The organism is Microbacterium sp. Mcb102 (assembly GCF_024519805.1).
Lineage (GTDB): Bacteria > Actinomycetota > Actinomycetes > Actinomycetales > Microbacteriaceae > Microbacterium.
Genome location: NZ_JALJRG010000004.1, coordinates 105,207 through 122,134 on the forward strand (window position 1 = coordinate 105,207; position 16,928 = coordinate 122,134).

At 68.6% G+C, this 16,928-nt stretch carries 18 protein-coding genes; 16 read left to right on the forward strand and 2 right to left on the reverse strand.

Going from position 1 to position 16,928, the window contains the following annotated elements; genetic code table 11:
- Window positions 1-36: 36 nt before the first annotated feature.
- From OC372_RS11815 to OC372_RS11875, 13 genes are all read left to right on the forward strand, one after another.
- Entirely contained in the window at window positions 37-480 is a 444-nt protein-coding gene (locus OC372_RS11815; RefSeq protein ID WP_136025628.1) for a hypothetical protein, read from the forward strand.
- Window positions 481-506: 26 nt separating this feature from the next.
- On the forward strand, window positions 507-1,010 hold the full coding sequence (locus tag OC372_RS11820) for a hypothetical protein (protein ID WP_262002171.1): 504 nt from the start codon (window positions 507-509) through the stop codon (window positions 1,008-1,010).
- A 148-nt stretch (window positions 1,011-1,158) separates the two neighbouring features.
- Window positions 1,159-1,611 carry a hypothetical protein gene (locus OC372_RS11825; RefSeq protein WP_262002172.1) on the forward strand — a complete coding sequence of 151 codons (453 nt, stop codon included), beginning with the start codon at window positions 1,159-1,161 and terminating at the stop codon, window positions 1,609-1,611.
- A 55-nt stretch (window positions 1,612-1,666) separates the two neighbouring features.
- A complete protein-coding gene (gene hpt, locus OC372_RS11830; protein ID WP_029262844.1) occupies window positions 1,667-2,218 on the forward strand; it encodes a hypoxanthine phosphoribosyltransferase in 552 nt (183 codons plus the stop codon).
- A gap of 71 nt (window positions 2,219-2,289) precedes the next feature.
- Complete coding sequence (gene ftsH, locus OC372_RS11835; RefSeq protein ID WP_262002173.1) at window positions 2,290-4,290, forward strand: ATP-dependent zinc metalloprotease FtsH; 2,001 nt, start codon at window positions 2,290-2,292, stop codon at window positions 4,288-4,290.
- 1 nt (window position 4,291) lies between these two features.
- Window positions 4,292-4,897 carry a GTP cyclohydrolase I gene (gene folE, locus OC372_RS11840; protein WP_105711034.1) on the forward strand — a complete coding sequence of 202 codons (606 nt, stop codon included), beginning with the start codon at window positions 4,292-4,294 and terminating at the stop codon, window positions 4,895-4,897.
- Window positions 4,897-5,706 (forward strand): dihydropteroate synthase, encoded by an 810-nt coding sequence (folP, locus tag OC372_RS11845; RefSeq protein WP_262002174.1) that lies wholly within the window; start codon window positions 4,897-4,899, stop codon window positions 5,704-5,706. Before folE ends, folP begins: the two co-directional genes overlap by 1 nt.
- A gap of 44 nt (window positions 5,707-5,750) precedes the next feature.
- Entirely contained in the window at window positions 5,751-6,146 is a 396-nt protein-coding gene (gene folB / locus OC372_RS11850; RefSeq protein WP_029262840.1) for a dihydroneopterin aldolase, read from the forward strand.
- Window positions 6,143-6,682 carry a 2-amino-4-hydroxy-6-hydroxymethyldihydropteridine diphosphokinase gene (gene folK / locus OC372_RS11855; RefSeq protein WP_262002175.1) on the forward strand — a complete coding sequence of 180 codons (540 nt, stop codon included), beginning with the start codon at window positions 6,143-6,145 and terminating at the stop codon, window positions 6,680-6,682. Before folB ends, folK begins: the two co-directional genes overlap by 4 nt.
- Complete coding sequence (locus tag OC372_RS11860; protein ID WP_029262838.1) at window positions 6,679-7,161, forward strand: DUF3180 domain-containing protein; 483 nt, start codon at window positions 6,679-6,681, stop codon at window positions 7,159-7,161. Before folK ends, OC372_RS11860 begins: the two co-directional genes overlap by 4 nt.
- Window positions 7,112-7,693, forward strand: a complete 582-nt coding sequence (locus OC372_RS11865) for a PH domain-containing protein (RefSeq protein WP_029262837.1) — start codon at window positions 7,112-7,114, stop codon at window positions 7,691-7,693. Before OC372_RS11860 ends, OC372_RS11865 begins: the two co-directional genes overlap by 50 nt.
- The gene (locus OC372_RS11870) at window positions 7,690-9,747 is read left to right on the forward strand and encodes a PH domain-containing protein (protein ID WP_262002176.1); all 2,058 of its coding nucleotides are present in this window, start codon (window positions 7,690-7,692) and stop codon (window positions 9,745-9,747) included. The genes OC372_RS11865 and OC372_RS11870 overlap by 4 nt, the downstream gene beginning before the upstream one ends.
- A 2-nt stretch (window positions 9,748-9,749) precedes the next feature.
- Complete coding sequence (locus OC372_RS11875) at window positions 9,750-10,442, forward strand: DUF2520 domain-containing protein (protein WP_029263726.1); 693 nt, start codon at window positions 9,750-9,752, stop codon at window positions 10,440-10,442.
- Window positions 10,443-10,455: 13 nt separating this feature from the next.
- On the opposite strand, the gene OC372_RS11880 is transcribed toward OC372_RS11875, so the two are convergent.
- Window positions 10,456-12,324 (reverse strand): DUF2207 domain-containing protein, encoded by a 1,869-nt coding sequence (locus tag OC372_RS11880; protein ID WP_262002177.1) that lies wholly within the window; start codon window positions 12,322-12,324, stop codon window positions 10,456-10,458.
- 80 nt (window positions 12,325-12,404) lie between these two features.
- Between OC372_RS11880 and lysS the strand changes: the two genes are divergently transcribed.
- Entirely contained in the window at window positions 12,405-13,937 is a 1,533-nt protein-coding gene (gene lysS / locus OC372_RS11885) for a lysine--tRNA ligase (RefSeq protein ID WP_105711039.1), read from the forward strand.
- Between the two features lie 16 nt (window positions 13,938-13,953).
- Here lysS and OC372_RS11890 read toward each other — a convergent pair whose 3' ends face one another.
- Window positions 13,954-15,078: a DUF4192 domain-containing protein gene (locus OC372_RS11890; RefSeq protein ID WP_262002178.1), complete on the reverse strand. Its 1,125-nt coding sequence runs from the start codon at window positions 15,076-15,078 to the stop codon at window positions 13,954-13,956.
- Between the two features lie 112 nt (window positions 15,079-15,190).
- Between OC372_RS11890 and OC372_RS11895 the strand changes: the two genes are divergently transcribed.
- Together OC372_RS11895 and cls are read left to right on the forward strand one after the other, a co-directional pair.
- The gene (locus tag OC372_RS11895) at window positions 15,191-15,364 is read left to right on the forward strand and encodes a hypothetical protein (RefSeq protein ID WP_168380830.1); all 174 of its coding nucleotides are present in this window, start codon (window positions 15,191-15,193) and stop codon (window positions 15,362-15,364) included.
- 86 nt (window positions 15,365-15,450) lie between these two features.
- The gene (gene cls / locus OC372_RS11900) at window positions 15,451-16,911 is read left to right on the forward strand and encodes a cardiolipin synthase (protein ID WP_105711041.1); all 1,461 of its coding nucleotides are present in this window, start codon (window positions 15,451-15,453) and stop codon (window positions 16,909-16,911) included.
- Window positions 16,912-16,928: the final 17 nt, after the last annotated feature.

Here is a 16,928-nt window from a genome sequence, read left to right on the forward strand (position 1 = left end):
CTGCTCGCGTCGGTGGGCTTGATCGGAGGGTGTGCCGTGTCGGCTGACAGTCGGTTGGATGAGTTTCGAGCTGAAGGCGAGGCGATCTCGCAGCAGGTCGTGGAGTCCATTCCCGCAGCAGTGATTGCGGATGAAGCCCCGGATAGTGCCTCCGCCGGGCGGCTGGCGCAGAGCATGGGAGACACCCCTCAAACGCCCGCCTGGTGGGAAGTGAAGACCTCGGTGGTCATGCTCGACGAGCCTGCGGCGTCCGAGACCGCGGCCACAGCAATCGAAACCGCGCTCGTTGACGACGGATGGAAGAAGGCTGAAGAGTCGGGCTCCCCGGATCCGGTCTACAAGACGGATGAGTACCGACGGGACGGATGGTATGTGCGTGTCGCATGGGTACGCTCTACTCCGAAAACGATCGAGAGCTTGAGGGTCCTCGTGGTGAGCCCTGACACGATCCGTGGCGATCACGACGAGATCCATTCCTGAGCCGAATGGTGCGAAGACTGACGGGAATGATGATCGCGCTCGTCTGCGTGCTGATTCTGGGAGGATGCGCGGTGCCACCGACACCGGAGAGTCGACTCGACGAGTACAAGGCGGAGAGTGAGACGCTCGCGATGAGTGTCGTCGAGCTCATCCCCGTTCACCTGGAGCCGGCGCTCGATACTGAGCTGGAGTCGCGGGGGCAGGCGCCGCAGAACGGTGTCACCGCCGAGAAACGTCCGGGCGATCCCGCCTGGTGGCAGGCTCGGGCCTACGTCAGCCTTGTGGAGTGGGAGGGGGCAGCGGCTGAGGCGATTGCCGCCGTCACGGAGGCCATGAAGTCGGATGGTTGGACGGTGGAGCGCGTCCGCGAGACAGGCGAAGGCCGCACGATCACGGACGGCTTCCGACAGGACGATTGGTACGTGGAGATCGCGTGGGTGAAGTCTGAACCAGGCAGGGTCGAACGGTTCGACATCTCGGTTGTCAGCCCCACGACGGTGCGCGGAGACCATGATGACATCTCCTCTTGACCGAGGCCGAACAGGGAGCCAGCGCGTCCTCATGGTGAGCCCGGAGATGGTGCGCGTCGACAGCGACGAGCTGTCGTCCTGACGCATGAGGCGTCTCTGGGGTGCGTTGGCGGTGCTTGCTGCGGCATGCATCGTGGGAGGGTGTGCGATGACGGCCGAGAGTCGCCTTGATGAGTATCAGGTGCAGGCGGAAGTGCTGGCGGAGGAGATCGTGGGGATGATCCCGGCGGACCTTGCGCCGTCGACGACGCCCGATGTGGAGTCCCGAGGGCGGATGCTCCAGAACCCGGTATCTGCCGAACCGTCTGCCGAGGACTCTGTCTGGTGGCAGGTTGACACCTATGTTGAGCCGGTTCAGCGCGACGGGGCTTCTGAAGAGGCCGCGAAGGCGATCGCCACCCAGCTGCTCGCAGATGGGTGGGAGCACACTGATGCACGTGAGACCTCGGAAGGGCGGCGTACCGCAGACGCCTACGGTAAGGACGACTGGTATGTCGAGGTAACGTGGGTGCGCTCCGAGGAGGGCAAGTACGAGACCATCGAGATCGGCGTGCTCAGCCCGAAGACCACCCGCGGCGACAACGACGAGATCCATTCCTGATCGCAACGGAGAACCCTGAACCGGAGCACCCGGTTCCGTCACCTAAAATCGATCCATGCGCGCCGCGGAGATCCAGGACGACCTTGCTCAGATCCTCGTCACAGAGGAGGAGATCCTCGCCAAGCTCGATGAGCTGGCGACGCAGGTCGCCCAGGACTACGAGGGCAAGGACCTGGTCCTCGTCGGCGTGCTCAAGGGGGCCGTCATGGTCATGGCCGACTTCGCCCGCGCTCTGCCGTTCCACGCCCCGATGGACTGGATGGCGGTCTCGAGCTACGGCGCCAGCACCAAGTCGAGCGGTGTGGTGCAGATCCGCAAAGACCTCGACACCGACCTCAACGGCAAGCACGTCCTGATCGTCGAGGACATCATCGACTCGGGTCTGACCCTCAGCTGGCTACTCGAGAACTTCGGATCCCGCGGCGCCGAGTCGATCGAGGTGCTCGCCCTGCTGCGCAAGCCCGAGGCCGCGAAGGTCCACATCGACTGCAAGTACGTCGGCTTCGACATCCCCACCGACTTCGTCGTCGGATACGGCCTCGACTACGACGAGCGCTACCGCAACCTGCGCGACGTCGCGGTGCTCGCCCCCCACGTCTACTCCTGACGCGCGGCACGCTACGCCGTGGGTGAACGTACAGCGACCCCCTAGGGCGCGCGCGATACGCTGATCCGATCATGGATGTGAAGAAGCTCACCCGGAATCCGCTGATCTACGTCGCGCTGATCGGCCTGCTGCTGTTCGGCGGCTTCCTGCTGATCTCGAATCTGGGTGCGCCCAAGCAGATCACGACGCAGGAGGGGCTCAAGCTCCTCTCCGGCACCACGGTCACCGAGGTCGTCAACACCGACGGCGACCAGCGCGTCGACATGACGCTGTCCAAGGCGTTCGAGGGCTCCAAGAACGTGCAGTTCTACTACGTCGACGCCCGCGCCGACGAGGTTGTCAGCGCGATCAACGAAGCCGCTCCGAAGGACGGCTTCAACGACGCCGTGCCGCGTGCGACCTGGTTCGACGGCTTCCTCTCGCTCCTCCTCCCGCTCGTGCTGCTGGGCCTCCTGTTCTGGTGGCTGCTGTCGTCGATGCAGGGCGGCGGCGGCAAGGTCATGCAGTTCGGCAAGTCCAAGGCCAAGCTCGTCAACAAGGAGACGCCGACCGTCACCTTCGCCGACGTCGCCGGTGCCGACGAGGCCATCGAAGAGCTCCACGAGATCAAGGAGTTCCTGCAGGATCCCGCGAAGTTCCAGGCCATCGGCGCCCGCATCCCGAAGGGCGTGCTCCTGTACGGCCCTCCCGGAACCGGCAAGACGCTCCTCGCCCGCGCCGTCGCCGGCGAGGCAGGCGCCCCGTTCTACTCGATCTCGGGATCGGACTTCGTCGAGATGTTCGTCGGTGTCGGTGCCTCCCGTGTGCGCGACCTCTTCGGCCAGGCCAAGGAGAACGCCCCCGCCATCATCTTCATCGACGAGATCGACGCCGTCGGCCGCCACCGCGGTGCCGGCATGGGCGGCGGAAACGACGAGCGCGAGCAGACCCTCAACCAGATGCTGGTCGAGATGGACGGCTTCGACCCGAACGCGAACGTCATCGTGATCGCCGCGACCAACCGCCCCGACATCCTCGACCCGGCACTGCTGCGCCCTGGCCGCTTCGACCGCCAGATCGGCGTCGACGCCCCCGACCTCAAGGGCCGCCAGCGGATCCTCGAGGTGCACAGCAAGGGCAAGCCGCTCTCGAAGAACGTCGACCTCGAAGTCGTCGCCCGCAAGACCCCCGGGTTCACCGGTGCCGACCTGGCCAACGTCCTCAACGAGGCCGCGCTGCTCACCGCCCGCTCGAACGCGCAGCTGGTCGACAACCGCGCCCTCGACGAGGCCATCGACCGTGTGATCGCCGGACCGCAGCGCCGCACCCGCGTGATGCGCGACAAGGAGAAGCTGATCACCGCCTACCACGAGGGCGGACACGCACTCGCGGCGGCGGCGATGAACTACACCGACCCGGTCACCAAGATCACGATCCTGCCCCGCGGCAAGGCCCTCGGATACACGATGGTGCTGCCGCTGGACGACAAGTACTCGGTCACCCGCAACGAGCTCCAGGACCAACTGACCTACGCCATGGGCGGTCGCGTCGCTGAGGAGATCATCTTCCACGACCCGACCACCGGTGCATCGAACGACATCGAGAAGGCGACGTCGATCGCCCGCAAGATGGTGCTCGAGTACGGCATGACCACACAGGTCGGACCGGTCAAGCTCGGCAGCGAGGGCGGCGAACCCTTCGCCGGTCGTGACATGGGCCGTGGCCGCGAATACTCCGAGCGCGTCGCCGAGCGGGTGGATGCCGAAGTGCGCGCGCTCATCGAGCAGGCGCACAACGAGGCGTACGAGGTCATCAGCGCGAACCGCGACATCCTCGACAAGCTCGCCCTGGCGCTCCTCGAGGAGGAGACCCTCGACCACAACCAGATCGCCGAGATCTTCACCGAGGTGAAGAAGCTTCCGGAGCGTCCGCTGTGGCTGTCGAGTGAAGACCGTCCGGTGTCGGAGCGGCCCCCGATCGAGGTGCCCAAGAAGGACGTCTCGCTCGCGGCATCCGTCGAGGCACCCGCCACCGCACCCCGCGCGCAGCAGGGCTCGGCGGGAGCCGGGAACCCGCGACCCGCGACGGCGTGACGTGACCGTCGACAGGCACCGTGTCGAGCGACTCACCCGCGAGCTGCTCGAGGCCATCGGCGAAGATCCTGATCGACCGGGGCTGAAGCAGACGCCGTCGCGCATGGCCGAGCTGTACTCCGAGTTCTTCGCGGGGGTCGGGGAGGATCCCGCCGAACCGCTCGCACGCACCATCAGCGTCTCGCGCGGACCCGCTCCCGACACCCTGCCTTCCGGGGCCGTGCTGCTGCGGGACATCCGCTTCCGTTCGGTGTGCGAGCACCACCTGCTGCCCTTTGCTGGGCACGCTCACATCGCGTATCTCCCGGGCGAGCAGGTCGTCGGTCTCGGGGCGCTCGTTCGCGTGGTCGAGATCCTCGCCGCCCGTCCGCAGGTGCAGGAACGCCTCGGCGAGCAGATCGCCGACACGATCGCGGAGCACCTCGACACCCGGGGAGTGCTCGTCGTGCTCGACGCCTCGCACGGCTGCGTCACGATGCGCGGCGGACGCCAGAGTGAGGCGTCCACCCTCACGATCGCGGCGCGCGGGGAGTACACGGATGCCGTCGCCAGGACCGAGCTCATCACGCTGATCGGCGCGTCGGCGGGATCCGGAGCAACGCGCTGATGACGAGCATCTGGGGCATCGTCAATGTGACCCCCGACTCCTTCAGCGACGGCGGTCGTTACCTCGACGTCGATCGGGCGGTCGCCCACGGTCTGCGCCTGCGGGCCGAAGGCGCCGCGGTGCTCGATGTCGGCGGCGAGTCGACCCGGCCCGGCGCCGACCGCATCGGTGCCGATATCGAGCAGCAGCGCGTGATCCCGGTGATCGAACAGCTCGCCGCGGCGGGCGTGCCCGTCAGCATCGACACACTCAATGCGGCCACCGCCGCCGCAGCCGTGCGGGCAGGCGCGCGCATCGTGAACGACGTCTCCGGAGGGCTTGCAGACCCCGACATGCGGGCAGCCGTCGCGGAATCCGGGGCAGACTACGCGATCGGCCACTGGCGCGGATTCTCCTCCGACATGTATGCGAACGCCGAGTACCGTCGCGTCGCGCGCGAGGTGGCGGGAGAGCTGCAGGAGCGCATGGGCGAAGCCGCCGCATCCGGGATCGCACCGTCGCGACTGATCCTCGATCCGGGTATCGGGTTCGCGAAAGCCGGCGCGCAGAACTGGGACGTGCTGCGCGGACTCGACGAGATCGTCGCTCTGGGTCCTCGCGTGCTCATCGGCACCTCGCGCAAGCGCTTCCTGGCGGAGGCGCTGCGTCAGCAAGCCGGCGCGGACGACGAGGTCTCCGAGTCACGCCGCGATCTCGCGACGGCCGTCACCAGCGCCCTGGCGGCCCGCGCCGGGGCGTGGGCGGTGCGCGTGCACGACGTGGCCGGCACCCGCGATGCGCTCGCGATCACGCACGCCTGGGCAGGCTGAACCCCCACCCAGCCGAGGGGGTGGGTCCCCCGTACGCTAGAGTCATGGATTTCCTCGATGAGATCGTCCTCACCGGTCTGACCGTCTTCGGCCGCCACGGCGTCTACACGCACGAGCGGGAAGAGGGCCAGGACTTCACGATCGACCTCCGCCTGCGCTTGTCGCTGGATCAGGCCGCGGCCTCCGACGACGTGACCGACACCGTGCACTACGGCGAGCTCGCCGAGAAGGTGGCGGCGATCGTCGCGGGCGAGCCAGTGAACCTGATCGAGACGCTCGCGGAACGCATCGCGTCGGCGGCGCTGGAGGACGAGCGGGTGCAGAACGTGACGGTGACCGTGCACAAGCCGCACGCCCCGATCCCGCTGAACTTCGCCGATGTGGCGGTCACTGTGAACCGCAGCCGCCCGCCGCAGGCGCTCGAGGACATCACGATATGAGCCGGGACCTCGCGAAAGCGCCCGAGCTGCCCGGCCCCCGCCCGGCACGCCCGGAGACCGTGGCCGTCGTCGCCCTCGGCGCGAACCTCGGTGACCGGCACGAGACGATCCGCGCCGCGGCGCAACGGATCGCCCGCCTGCCGCTCGTGAGCGATGTGCGACTCTCCGACCTGTTCGAGACCGTCGCACTCCGCCTCGACGGACCGGATCCCGAGGCGCCGGGGTACGTGAACGCGGTCGCGCTGGTCACCACGCGTCTCGCCCCGGAGATCCTGCTCGGGATGCTGCACGCCATCGAGGACGAGAACGGTCGGGAGCGCCGCGAGCGGTGGGGCGACCGCACGCTCGACCTCGACCTCATCGCGTACGGGGACGTCGTCTCGGACGAACCGCGTCTGCAGCTGCCGCATCCGCGCGCCGCGGAACGCCTCTTCGTGCTCGACCCCTGGCTCGACGTCGACCCGGATGCGGAGCTTCTCGGACGAGGGCGCGTGGCCGACCTCGCGGCCGATCTGCGCGGCCGGGGCGAACTATGAGGCGCACCTCTGCGGGGCTCCTGCTTCTGCTCGCACTGCTCGCGGCCGGTGGTGGTTTCCTGCTCGATCATCTGCTCACGGCGTCCGGCCGGGTCACGTTCACGCCGTCGCTGCTGCTCCCGGTGCTGCTTCTGCTCATCGCCGCTGCCTCCCTGGGCGTCGCCTGGCCGGTGCGCCGCAGCGTGCGCTCGGGCGTGCGTATCGATCCGTTCCGCGCGCTGAGAGCGGCGACGCTCGCCCGTGCCTCGAGCCTGCTCGGCGCCATCATGGCGGGCTTCGGAGCGGGGCTGCTGGTGTTCCTCCTCTCGCGGCCGGTCGATCCACAGGTAGGGTCGACTGTGGCCATGCTGGCCCTCATCGGTAGCGCGATCGTCCTCACGATCGCCGCGCTCGTCGCCGAACAGTTCTGCACCCTGCCGAAGGATCCTGATGACTCAGAACCCAGAGACCGCGCCCCTGAACCCGGCGGAGGGCACTGACCTCGACGCCCTCGATCAGGGTACGTACTCCGAGCTGCGGACGGCTCGGAACGAGGCCCGGCTGGAACTCGACGGTGCGTGGCACCAGATCTCGCCGCGCTACGTGGTGTCGCAGATCGTGCAGAACGTGATCTTCCTCGTGATCGTCGCCGCCGCGGCGCTCGTGCTCAGCCTCGTGCTGGACCAGCAGTGGGTGTGGATCCCCGCCGGAGTCGTCCTCCTCATCACGGTGATCGCGCTCATCATCCTCCCGCGGCAGGCGAAGGCGATCGGCTACATGCTGCGCGCTGACGACATCGTGTTCCGCAAGGGCATCCTCTGGCAGCGCATGATCGCCGTGCCCTACGGCCGTATGCAGCTGGTGGACATCACCCAGGGCCCGCTCGACCGCGGCTTCGGCATCGCGCAGCTCAAGATGGTGACGGCCGCCGCGACGACCGGCGTGCAGATCCCCGGCCTCACCCAGGAGGCGGCGGAGGCGCTGCGCGACACCCTCATCCACGTCGCCGAGACCCGCCGGACCGGCCTGTGAGCGAGCCGCAGCTCCCGCCCGCCCCGAGTACGCGGGCGACCGGCGTCGACTCGTCGACCACCCTCGCCAACGGCGAGTGGCACCGCATGCATCCGCTCACGCCGCTCTTCAAGGGCGGGCTGGTGCTGATCATCGTCGCCGGCATCGTGATCACGAACATGCGCGATCGTCTCATCACCTGGGCCGTCGCGCTCTTCGCGCCGGAAGAGGCGCACGTCGGTGACTACTCCGGCGGCGATCCCGTCGACTGGGTGCTCTCCAACAACCTGATCCTCGTCGCGCTGCTCAGTGTGCTGGGACTCGTCATCGTTCTCGTGCTGATCTTCTGGTTCGTCTGGCGCTTCCATCAGTTCCGGATCACCGGCGACCACGTCGAGGTGCGCAAGGGGTTCATCTTCCGCTCGCACCGCCGGGCTCCGCTCGATCGCGTGCAGGGCGTCAACCTGACCCGTCCGTTCCCGGCGCGCATCATCGGACTCGCGAAGCTGGAGGTCGTGGGCGCCGGAAACGATGCGAACGTCGAACTCGAGTACCTCGCGACGTCGCGCGCCGAGTCCGTGAGGTCGGACATCCTGCGCCTGGCATCGGGCGCCAGAGCGGCCCGCAACGCCGCGCTGAACCCGGGTTCCGTCTCGGCCCCGGCTGCGACCGCGCCGGGATCCGCGCGTGCGCAGCTGGTCGGATCGGTGAACGCCGGAGTCAACGACCTCCTCGCGGGCGTCGACCTCGCCGACGTCGTCCCCGAGAGCGTCGTCAAGATCCCGACCGGGCGCCTCGTCGGATCGCAGTTGATCTCGGGTCTGCTGTGGGTCGTGTTCTTCGGCGCGATCTTCGCGATCGCGTTCGGCAGCGCGCTGATCGGCCTGCTTATCGACGGCGACACCGACGGCGGCGTCGTGCTGCTCGGGCTGGGCTTCGGCATGGGAGTGCCGCTGGTGATCGCCGTGGTCGGTATCACCTGGGCGCAGATCTCGAAGTCGTTGCGCTACTCGATCGCCCCCACCCCCGACGGCGTGCGCATCACGTACGGGCTCCTCACGACCGTGACCGAGACGCTCCCGCCTGGGCGCATCTTCGCCGTCGAGGTGACGCAGTCGCTGCTGTGGCGCCCGTTCGGCTGGTGGACGATCAAGATCAACCGGATGAGCGGCAAGAGCGCCGCTCAGCAGTCCTCCGGCAGTGGACAGCAGTTCAACGTGGTGCTGCCGGTCGGCAAGCGCGCCGACGTCGAGCGCGTGCTCGCGCTGGTGCTGCCGGACGTTCCCGCCGAGAGCATCCACTCACTCTGGGAGCAGGGCGTCGTCGGCCCGGTCGAAGGCGACACGTACCGCACGATGCCGCGGCGCGCATGGTGGCGGCGTCCCTTCTCCTGGAAGCGCCACGGCTACCTCGTCGAGGAGTTCGGCCTGCTGCTGCGTCGGGGCATCGTCTGGCGCAAGCTCGCCGTGTTCCCGCTCGCGCGCCTGCAGGGCGTCTCGCTCAGTCAGGGGCCGATCGACCGGTCGCAGCGGGTCTCGGGCGCGCAGGTGCATTCGGTTCCGGGACCCATCACCGGCTACCTCTCCGGCCTCGAGCGCGCCGATGCCCTGGCGCTGCTCGACGACGTCAGCCGGGCGGCCGCCGAGGCCGCATCGCGCGACACGACCCACCGCTGGAGCGAGCATGCGGCCGCCGCATCCGAGACGCAGCCCGTGGGGCCGCCCGCGTACGCAGGTCCGCCGTCCGTGACTCCGCCGCCGCCGCCATTCGTGCCGAACCTCGCGCCCCCGGCGCCGGGGGCGCGACCGGCGCCGTTCGCCCCGCCGGCATCGTACGCCCCGCCGGCATCGTACGCGCCGCCGGCATTCACGCCGCCTGCTGCGGCACCGGCGGCACCGCCCGCCCCTGCGGCACCTCCCGCCCCTGCGGCACCTCCCGCAGCTCCGCCTTCGCCTGTGGTTCCTGCGGCAGCACAGCCCGACCCTGCTGCAGCGCCGGCTGAGCCGCCGGCTGAGCCGCAGTTGCGGCGGCGGAGGACGCCGCCGCCCGCACCGTCGGATCAGCCGGAGGAGTGACGGTGGCGCGGGACGGGCGTCTCGGCGTCGGCATCATCGGCGCGGGACGTGTCGGTCCGGTGATCGGTGCGGCGCTCGGCGGAGCGGGGCACGCGGTGATCGGGATCACGAGCGGGTCCGATGACGAGCGCGCTTCGGCCGTGCTGCCGGATGTGCCCGTGCTCGACGCGCTGGAGGTCGTGCGTCGAGCCGAGCTCGTGGTCATCGCGGTTCCCTCCGAGCAGCTGCCGTCGCTGGTCGCCGGCATCGCCGAGGTCGGGGGCTGGCAGATCGGGCAGCTCGTGCTGCACACCGATCCCGCGTACGGCATCGACGTGCTGCGGCCGGCCGCCGAGCGCGGCGCGATCCCGCTCGCCGTGCACCCCGCCATCACGTTCACGGGGACCTCGATCGACCTGCGTCAACTGCAGGCGGGGTTCGCCGCGGTGACGGCTCCCGCCGCGGTGCTGCCGATCGCCCAGGCGCTCGCGGTGGAGATCGGATGCGAGCCGGTCGTGATCGCGGAGGCAGACCGACCGGCCTACGCGGATGCGATCGCGACGGCCACCGAGTTCTCGCGATCGATCATCGGCCAGTCGACGGCCCGGTTGCGCGAGCTCGGCGTGGAGAACCCGGGCGGCTACCTGTCGGCGCTGGTGCAGTCGACGGTCGAGCGTGCGCTGCGCGAAGCATCCGACGCCCCGCCACTGATCTGACGGTGCCGGCGGCTCATCGTCCGCCCGAGAACCCTCCGCCTCCGCCACCACCGGAGAACCCGCCGCCGAACGACCCGCCGGCACTCGACGAGCCGCCGGCTGATGGTGCGGAGTAAGTCGCCGCAGATTGCGAGGACGCCATGAACGACGCCAGCTGAATGCGAAGGGCGAACGAGGTCGGGTCGCCGATCCAGGACGCTCCTCGCTGCTCGTGCGCGTAGGCACGTTCGAGCACGTCGCCCCACTCGTCCTCCATGCCGAAGAGGATCGCGTAGGGGAGGAGCCGTTCGTACACGTGGATGACGTCCGCCGTGCCGTCCTGTCGGCGCTCAGCACCGCTGTAGGACTGCAGCATACGGAGGCGGTCGGCATCCGCGACGCGGATGAACTCTTTCACCCCCTGCAGATACTCGGAGGCGCGCGCTCCTTCGGCCGTGAGGACAGTGTGCTTCGAGAACGCGTACACGCTCGACAGGAATACGAGGAAGGCCACGAACGACATCACGACGAGCGCGGGGATCGCGGAGAGGCGGCCGCTGGTGGCTGCCCAGATCCCCAGGCCCAATCCGATCAGCGCCACGCCGATCGCGCACCACTGCAGGAGCACAGCGCCACGGCTGCGCGCCCTCCCGGTGAAGCCGCGGGATGCCGCTGCGGTCGTTCCACTCTCCTGCAGCGCGGTCATGCGGGCGGCGAATGCTTCATCGGCGGCGGGCAGCTCCACCACTCCGGCCGAGTCGGCGTCGAGGAACAGTGCGTCCAGTGCCTCCGCATCCAGCTCGTCCGGTGCCGCCACCCCCGGGAGGCGGCGCAGGCGCGGCTCTTCCGCCTCCACGCCTTCTTCGATGCGCAGAGTTCCCCGTACGGCGAGGTGCACGATCTCTGCGGGGATCACGTCCTTCGCGCCGGTGATGGCCTTCGCCGCGATGAGCGGGGGCAGGGAATCCGGCACGTCGTACTGGGCCACGACGATACCGGTGGCCACCCGTCGCCGGCGAGCGAACGCCCAGACGGCGAGCCAGCTGCCGACCGACAATCCCGCAGCGCCCGCGGCCGCGACGAAGGGGGCGACGTCGCCCACCGGGTCAGGTGTGCGTGCGAGGGGCTGCGCGACCGTGCCCGGCTCGAACCCGATGGCCACGGTGACCCCGTCGCCGGCGGGCCGCTCTCCGGACTCGACACGGAACGTCGCTGCGTCACCGTCGGTGGTCGGCCCCTGCAGATCGCACTCGTCGGTCGATCCCGGTGGCCCCGTGTAGCAGCGCGTGGATCCCGTGAGCGCGGCCGCCAGCTCGGGATCGAGCACGATGTCGGTGCGGAACCGCTCGATGGGCTGCGTGCTGTCGAGCGGCAGGAGGTTCCAGTAGAACTCGTCCACTGCCGGCGTCGAAGACCCTGCGGCCGGCTTCGTCGCAAGAACCGTGTCGCGCATCTCGTACTCGATCACGTATGTGGTGAGGCCGTGCACGTAGGTGTCGTCGTCGCCGGTGAGCACGTACAGCAGCCCGTCCTCCTCGTCGGTCTCGTACGGCACCTCCTGACCGTCGTCATCGGTCACGGAAAGCACCCGCGTCTCGGTGCTCGCCCCCTCGTACGAGGTCGCGAGCCCGCGGACGATGCCGAGATTCTGGTCCGTCTCGGGGAAGCGGGCGACCAAGGTCTCGGTCACGTGCATCCGCGCGCGGCCCTCCTCGTCGAGCCCCACCTCGTACACGGCATCCCACGATGCATACGAGAAGTCGCCCACGTCGCCTGGCTCCGCGGCGCGTACCTGCGGTGCGAGTCCAGGTCCGTCGGCGGCAGTGGCTGCGGCGGGAGCGGCGATCGCGGCGACCGCGAGCGAGAGGACGGCGAACGCGCGGAGGATCCGTGGAAGGGCCATTCTTCGAGGCTACCCAGCATGCGCCCTGAGCCGGCACGCCGCCTCGGTAAACTGGGAGGGACTTCCAAGGAGCCCCCCACATGACTGACGCGTCTGCCGCGCCCGAATCGGCCTCGACCGAACCTTCTCTCGAAGAGGACGTTCATGAGCAGAAGGCCGTGCGCCTCGCCAAGCGTGAGCGCCTGATCGAGAAGCGCACGGATGCCGGTGGGGGAGCGTTCCCGGTCGGCGTGCCGGTCACGCACACGATTCCCGCGCTGCGCGCCGAGTACGGCGAGCTCGAGGCGGGCGCCGAGACGGGTGTCGTCGTCGGTGTCGCGGGTCGCGTCGTGTTCAGCCGCAACACGGGCAAGCTCTGCTTCGCCACCCTGCAGGCCGGCGACGGCTCGCGCATCCAGGCGATGATCTCGCTCGCGAACGTCGGCGAGGAGTCGCTCGCGGACTGGAAGGAATACGTCGACCTGGGCGACCACGTCTTCGTGCATGGCGAAGTCATCTCCAGCCGCCGTGGAGAGCTGTCGGTCATGGCCGATGGCTGGGCGATCGCTTCCAAGGCGATCCTCCCGCTCCCCAATGCGTACTCCGAGCTCAGCGAGGAAGGGCGTGTGCGCAGCCGCTACCTCGACCTCATCGTCCGCGAGCAGGCACGGACGACCGTGCGTGCCCGTGCCGCGGTGAATGCGAGCCTGCGCGCGACGTTCACGAGCCACGACTACCTCGAGGTCGAGACCCCCATGCTGCAGGTGCAGCACGGCGGCGCCTCCGCACGTCCCTTCATCACGCACTCGAACGCGTTCGACACCGAGCTGTACCTGCGCATCGCGCCCGAGCTCTACCTGAAGCGTGCGGTCGTCGGCGGTATCGAGCGTGTGTACGAGATCAACCGGAACTTCCGCAACGAGGGAGCCGACTCCACGCACAGCCCCGAGTTCGCGATGCTCGAGGCCTACCAAGCGTACGGCGACTACAGCCAGATGGCCGCGCTCACGCAGGAGCTCGTGCAGAAGGCGGCGATCGCGGTTGCCGGTTCGACGACCGTGACCTGGGCCGACGGCACCGAGTACGACCTCGGCGGGGACTGGGACCGCATCTCGATGTACGAGTCGCTCTCGGCGGCATCCGGTCGCACGGTCACACCGCAGGACTCGGTCGAGGACCTCATCGCCTTCGCCGAGGCGAACGACGTCGATCTTCCTCCGCAGGCCACCCACGGCAAGCTCGTCGAAGAGCTGTGGGAGCACTTCGTGAAGGGCGACCTGGTCCGCCCGACCTTCGTGATGGACTTCCCCGTCGACACGTCGCCCCTCGTGCGCGAGCACCGCTCGATCGCCGGCGTCGTGGAGAAGTGGGACCTGTACATCCGGGGGTTCGAGCTGGCGACCGGATACTCCGAGCTCGTCGACCCGGTGATCCAGCGGGAACGGTTCGAAGCGCAGGCCAAGCTCGCCGCGCGCGGCGATGTCGAGGCGATGCCGGTCGATGAGGAGTTCCTGCGGGCGCTCGAGCACGGCATGCCGCCGTCCGGCGGAATGGGAATGGGGATCGATCGTCTGCTGATGGCGATCACCGGCCTCGGCATCCGCGAGACGATCCTCTTCCCGCTCGTCAAGTAGTCTCCGAAGCCTGCGGTCATGCCGCCGAGCGTCGACGGAACGCCCATTCCGGAAGCATCGCGCCGGCGATCATGGTCTCCAGCAGGGCGGCCAGCGAGTATCGCGGGTCGATCTCGCGGACCAGTTCCAGATAGCGGGCGGCGTGGGTGGCTCGCCCCAGCGCCCACGACAGCCAGGCCGCCGCGGTGAGAGGTGCTGGTCGGGCCTCGCGGGGTGCCCGCGCTGCTGCCTCGCGTACGACGGACAGTGCGAGGCGGAGCCGATCGAGGTCCGGGGCGGGCCCCTGCCCCAGGAACAACCGTCCGAGCTCGTCGGGGACCATCTCGCCGGACTTCGCGAACGCGGTCTGCGCGTCGAGCGCGCGGACGCCTCCCGCGAGGTCGCTCGCCCACTGCGCGATCGCGACATCTCGGAGCAGCGGACGTTCCAGGCACCACAGCAGCGTCGCGGTCGCGTACGACGGAAGAGCATCGGGGGCCGCGAGCACCGATTCGAAGAACGCCGGCACGTCTTCGAGCAGCACGAGCGCGGCGATCAGCTGCGGATTCTCCCGTCCGGTCAGCCGGCCCTTTCCGTTGCCCTCTCCATCGAGCAGTGCCGCGAGTTCGAGTGCCGCTCTCCCCACTCGTTCTTTCTCGGCAAGATCCACCTCGGGCAGTCGAGCCCCCGCAGCCTGGTCCTCCGAGACGCCAGGCGCGGTCGGTCCCTCGGTGGGACTGCAGATCTCTGCCAGCGAGTGGAGGTCGGGGTCGCTCTCCACATAGCTCGACCACCCGGAGGGGGTCACGCAGAGCGCATCGACGACGCGGAGTCCCGCGTCCTCCGCGCAGCCGAGAAGTTCGTCGACGGCCACGGCATGGGGGAGGACGAGGCCGTCGCGGGTAGCGTGCGAAGGCTCGTCCGTGTACACGACCACGGCGACGGCATCGGTCCCCTGGACGCGGGCGACGAGGCCGACCGCAGCGTCGGCGTACAACGCGAGGTCGGTCCCGTCAGAGGGCAGATCGAGTCGCATGGCCCCGTCGGTGCGTGTGCCGCGGAAGGGCAGCAGCACGATGCTTCGACGAGGGGTGAAGCCCGCGAGAGTGGGGACGATGCCGAGGAAGGCGGCCGAATCGGTGGCGCGCAGCAGTGTTGTCATGTCGAGAGTGTTTCGGAGCAGCGATCCCTCGGGGGCGGAAAAGCCGAGTTGTGGACGCGGAACCTGAATGCGCGGCGGTGTGCACGAGGAGTGGCTCGCGTACCATGGGGTGATGGACAACTTCTGGCTCGCCGCGGCATGGTCGCTTCTGCCGACCATCGGAGTGAGCATCGTGTTCGTCTTCGTGCTCCGCGGCATCCTCCGCTTCGACCGCACGGAGCGCAAGGTCCACGCGCAGATCGAGGCGGAGGAGCGCGCGGCACGGGGCCTTCCGCCGCGCGTCTGAGTCCCACCCATCCGCTACTGTGAAGCCAGCGTGCCGACCTCGGCGCGCACCCGAGGTGATCGTCACCGCGGTGGGGAAGGTGCACGATGACCGCGGAGACCTGGGGCTGGTGGATCGCCGCCTTCCTGCTGGTGCTCGACATCGCGATCCGTGTCACGGCGATCATCGTCATCCCGCGCAATCGGCGTCCGACCGCCGCGATGGCCTGGCTCCTCGCGGTGTTCTTCATCCCGTTCGTCGGAGTCTTCCTCTTCCTGCTGATCGGAAACCCGCGCCTGCCGCGCGCACGTCGGCGCAAGCAGGACCAGATCAACGAGTACATCGCCGAGACGAGCGAGCACCTGCACTTCGGAACACTGCGCCCGAACGCTCCCGCGTGGTTCGGTCCGATCGTCCAGATGAATCAGAAGCTCGGAGCGCTGCCGCTCTCCGGTGACAACGGCGCGCACCTGATCTCCGATTACCAGGAGTCGCTCGACGAGATGGCCGAGGCCATCCGCACCGCAGAGGAATACGTGCATGTCGAGTTCTACATCCTCCAGTCGGACACGGCGACGGACAACTTCTTCCGCGCACTCGAAGAGGTGTGCGCCCGTGGCGTAGAGGTGCGGGTGCTTCTCGATCACTGGGCCAACCAGGGCAAGCCCCGGTATCGGCAGACGATCGCCCGACTCAACGCGATGGGGGCGGACTGGCACCTGATGTTGCCGGTGCAGCCACTCAAGGGCAAGATGCAGCGCCCTGATCTGCGCAATCACCGCAAGCTCCTCGTCGTCGACGGCAACATCGCGTTCCTCGGGTCGCAGAACATCACGGATTCGACATACAACCTGCCGAAGAACATCAAGCGCGGGCTGCACTGGGTCGATCTCATGGTCCGCCTCGACGGGCCGGTGGTGCTGAGCGTGAACGCGATCTTCGTCGCCGACTGGTACAGCGAGACCGACACGGTGCTCGAGGGGATCGACATCGCCCACGCGAACATCGGCTCCGGCGACCTCGACTGCCAGGTCGTGCCGTCAGGCCCCGGGTTCGAGGTCGAGAACAACCTGCGCCTCTTCCTCGGGCTGCTGTATGCCGCGAAGAAGAAGATCATGATCGTCAGCCCCTACTTCGTCCCCGACGAGGCGCTGCTGCTCGCCGTCACCGCGGCCGTCGATCGTGGCGTCCACGTCGAGCTCTTCGTCTCGGAAGAGGGCGACCAGGCGATGGTCTACCACGCCCAGCGGAGTTACTACGAGGTGCTGCTCAAGGCCGGTGTCCGCATCTGGATGTACCGCAAGCCGTACATCCTGCACACCAAGACGCTCACCATCGACGACGAGGTCGCCGTCATCGGCTCCAGCAACATGGACATGCGCTCGTTCGGTCTGAACCTCGAGGTCTCGATGCTGGTGCGCGGCGAGGAGTTCGTCACGGAGATGCGCGAGGTCGAGGACAAGTACCGCTCCCTCAGCCGTGAGCTGACACTCGAGGAGTGGATGCAGCAGCCGCTGCGCTCGACCGTGCTCGACAACCTCGCCCGCCTGACCTCCGCTCTGCAGTAGTCGTCGCAGGCCATCCG

Coding starts and splice junctions, on each gene's coding strand:
- OC372_RS11890 (WP_262002178.1), bottom strand. CDS start 15,078: ATGACAACACTGCTGCGCGCCACCGATTCGGCCGCCTTCCTCGGCATC.
- folK (WP_262002175.1), top strand. CDS start 6,143: ATGAGCCGGGACCTCGCGAAAGCGCCCGAGCTGCCCGGCCCCCGCCCG.
- folB (WP_029262840.1), top strand. CDS start 5,751: ATGGATTTCCTCGATGAGATCGTCCTCACCGGTCTGACCGTCTTCGGC.
- ftsH (WP_262002173.1), top strand. CDS start 2,290: ATGGATGTGAAGAAGCTCACCCGGAATCCGCTGATCTACGTCGCGCTG.
- OC372_RS11860 (WP_029262838.1), top strand. CDS start 6,679: ATGAGGCGCACCTCTGCGGGGCTCCTGCTTCTGCTCGCACTGCTCGCG.
- cls (WP_105711041.1), top strand. CDS start 15,451: ATGACCGCGGAGACCTGGGGCTGGTGGATCGCCGCCTTCCTGCTGGTG.
- OC372_RS11895 (WP_168380830.1), top strand. CDS start 15,191: ATGGACAACTTCTGGCTCGCCGCGGCATGGTCGCTTCTGCCGACCATC.
- lysS (WP_105711039.1), top strand. CDS start 12,405: ATGACTGACGCGTCTGCCGCGCCCGAATCGGCCTCGACCGAACCTTCT.
- folP (WP_262002174.1), top strand. CDS start 4,897: ATGACGAGCATCTGGGGCATCGTCAATGTGACCCCCGACTCCTTCAGC.
- OC372_RS11825 (WP_262002172.1), top strand. CDS start 1,159: ATGACGGCCGAGAGTCGCCTTGATGAGTATCAGGTGCAGGCGGAAGTG.
- OC372_RS11880 (WP_262002177.1), bottom strand. CDS start 12,324: ATGGCCCTTCCACGGATCCTCCGCGCGTTCGCCGTCCTCTCGCTCGCG.
- OC372_RS11865 (WP_029262837.1), top strand. CDS start 7,112: ATGACTCAGAACCCAGAGACCGCGCCCCTGAACCCGGCGGAGGGCACT.
- OC372_RS11820 (WP_262002171.1), top strand. CDS start 507: ATGATGATCGCGCTCGTCTGCGTGCTGATTCTGGGAGGATGCGCGGTG.
- hpt (WP_029262844.1), top strand. CDS start 1,667: ATGCGCGCCGCGGAGATCCAGGACGACCTTGCTCAGATCCTCGTCACA.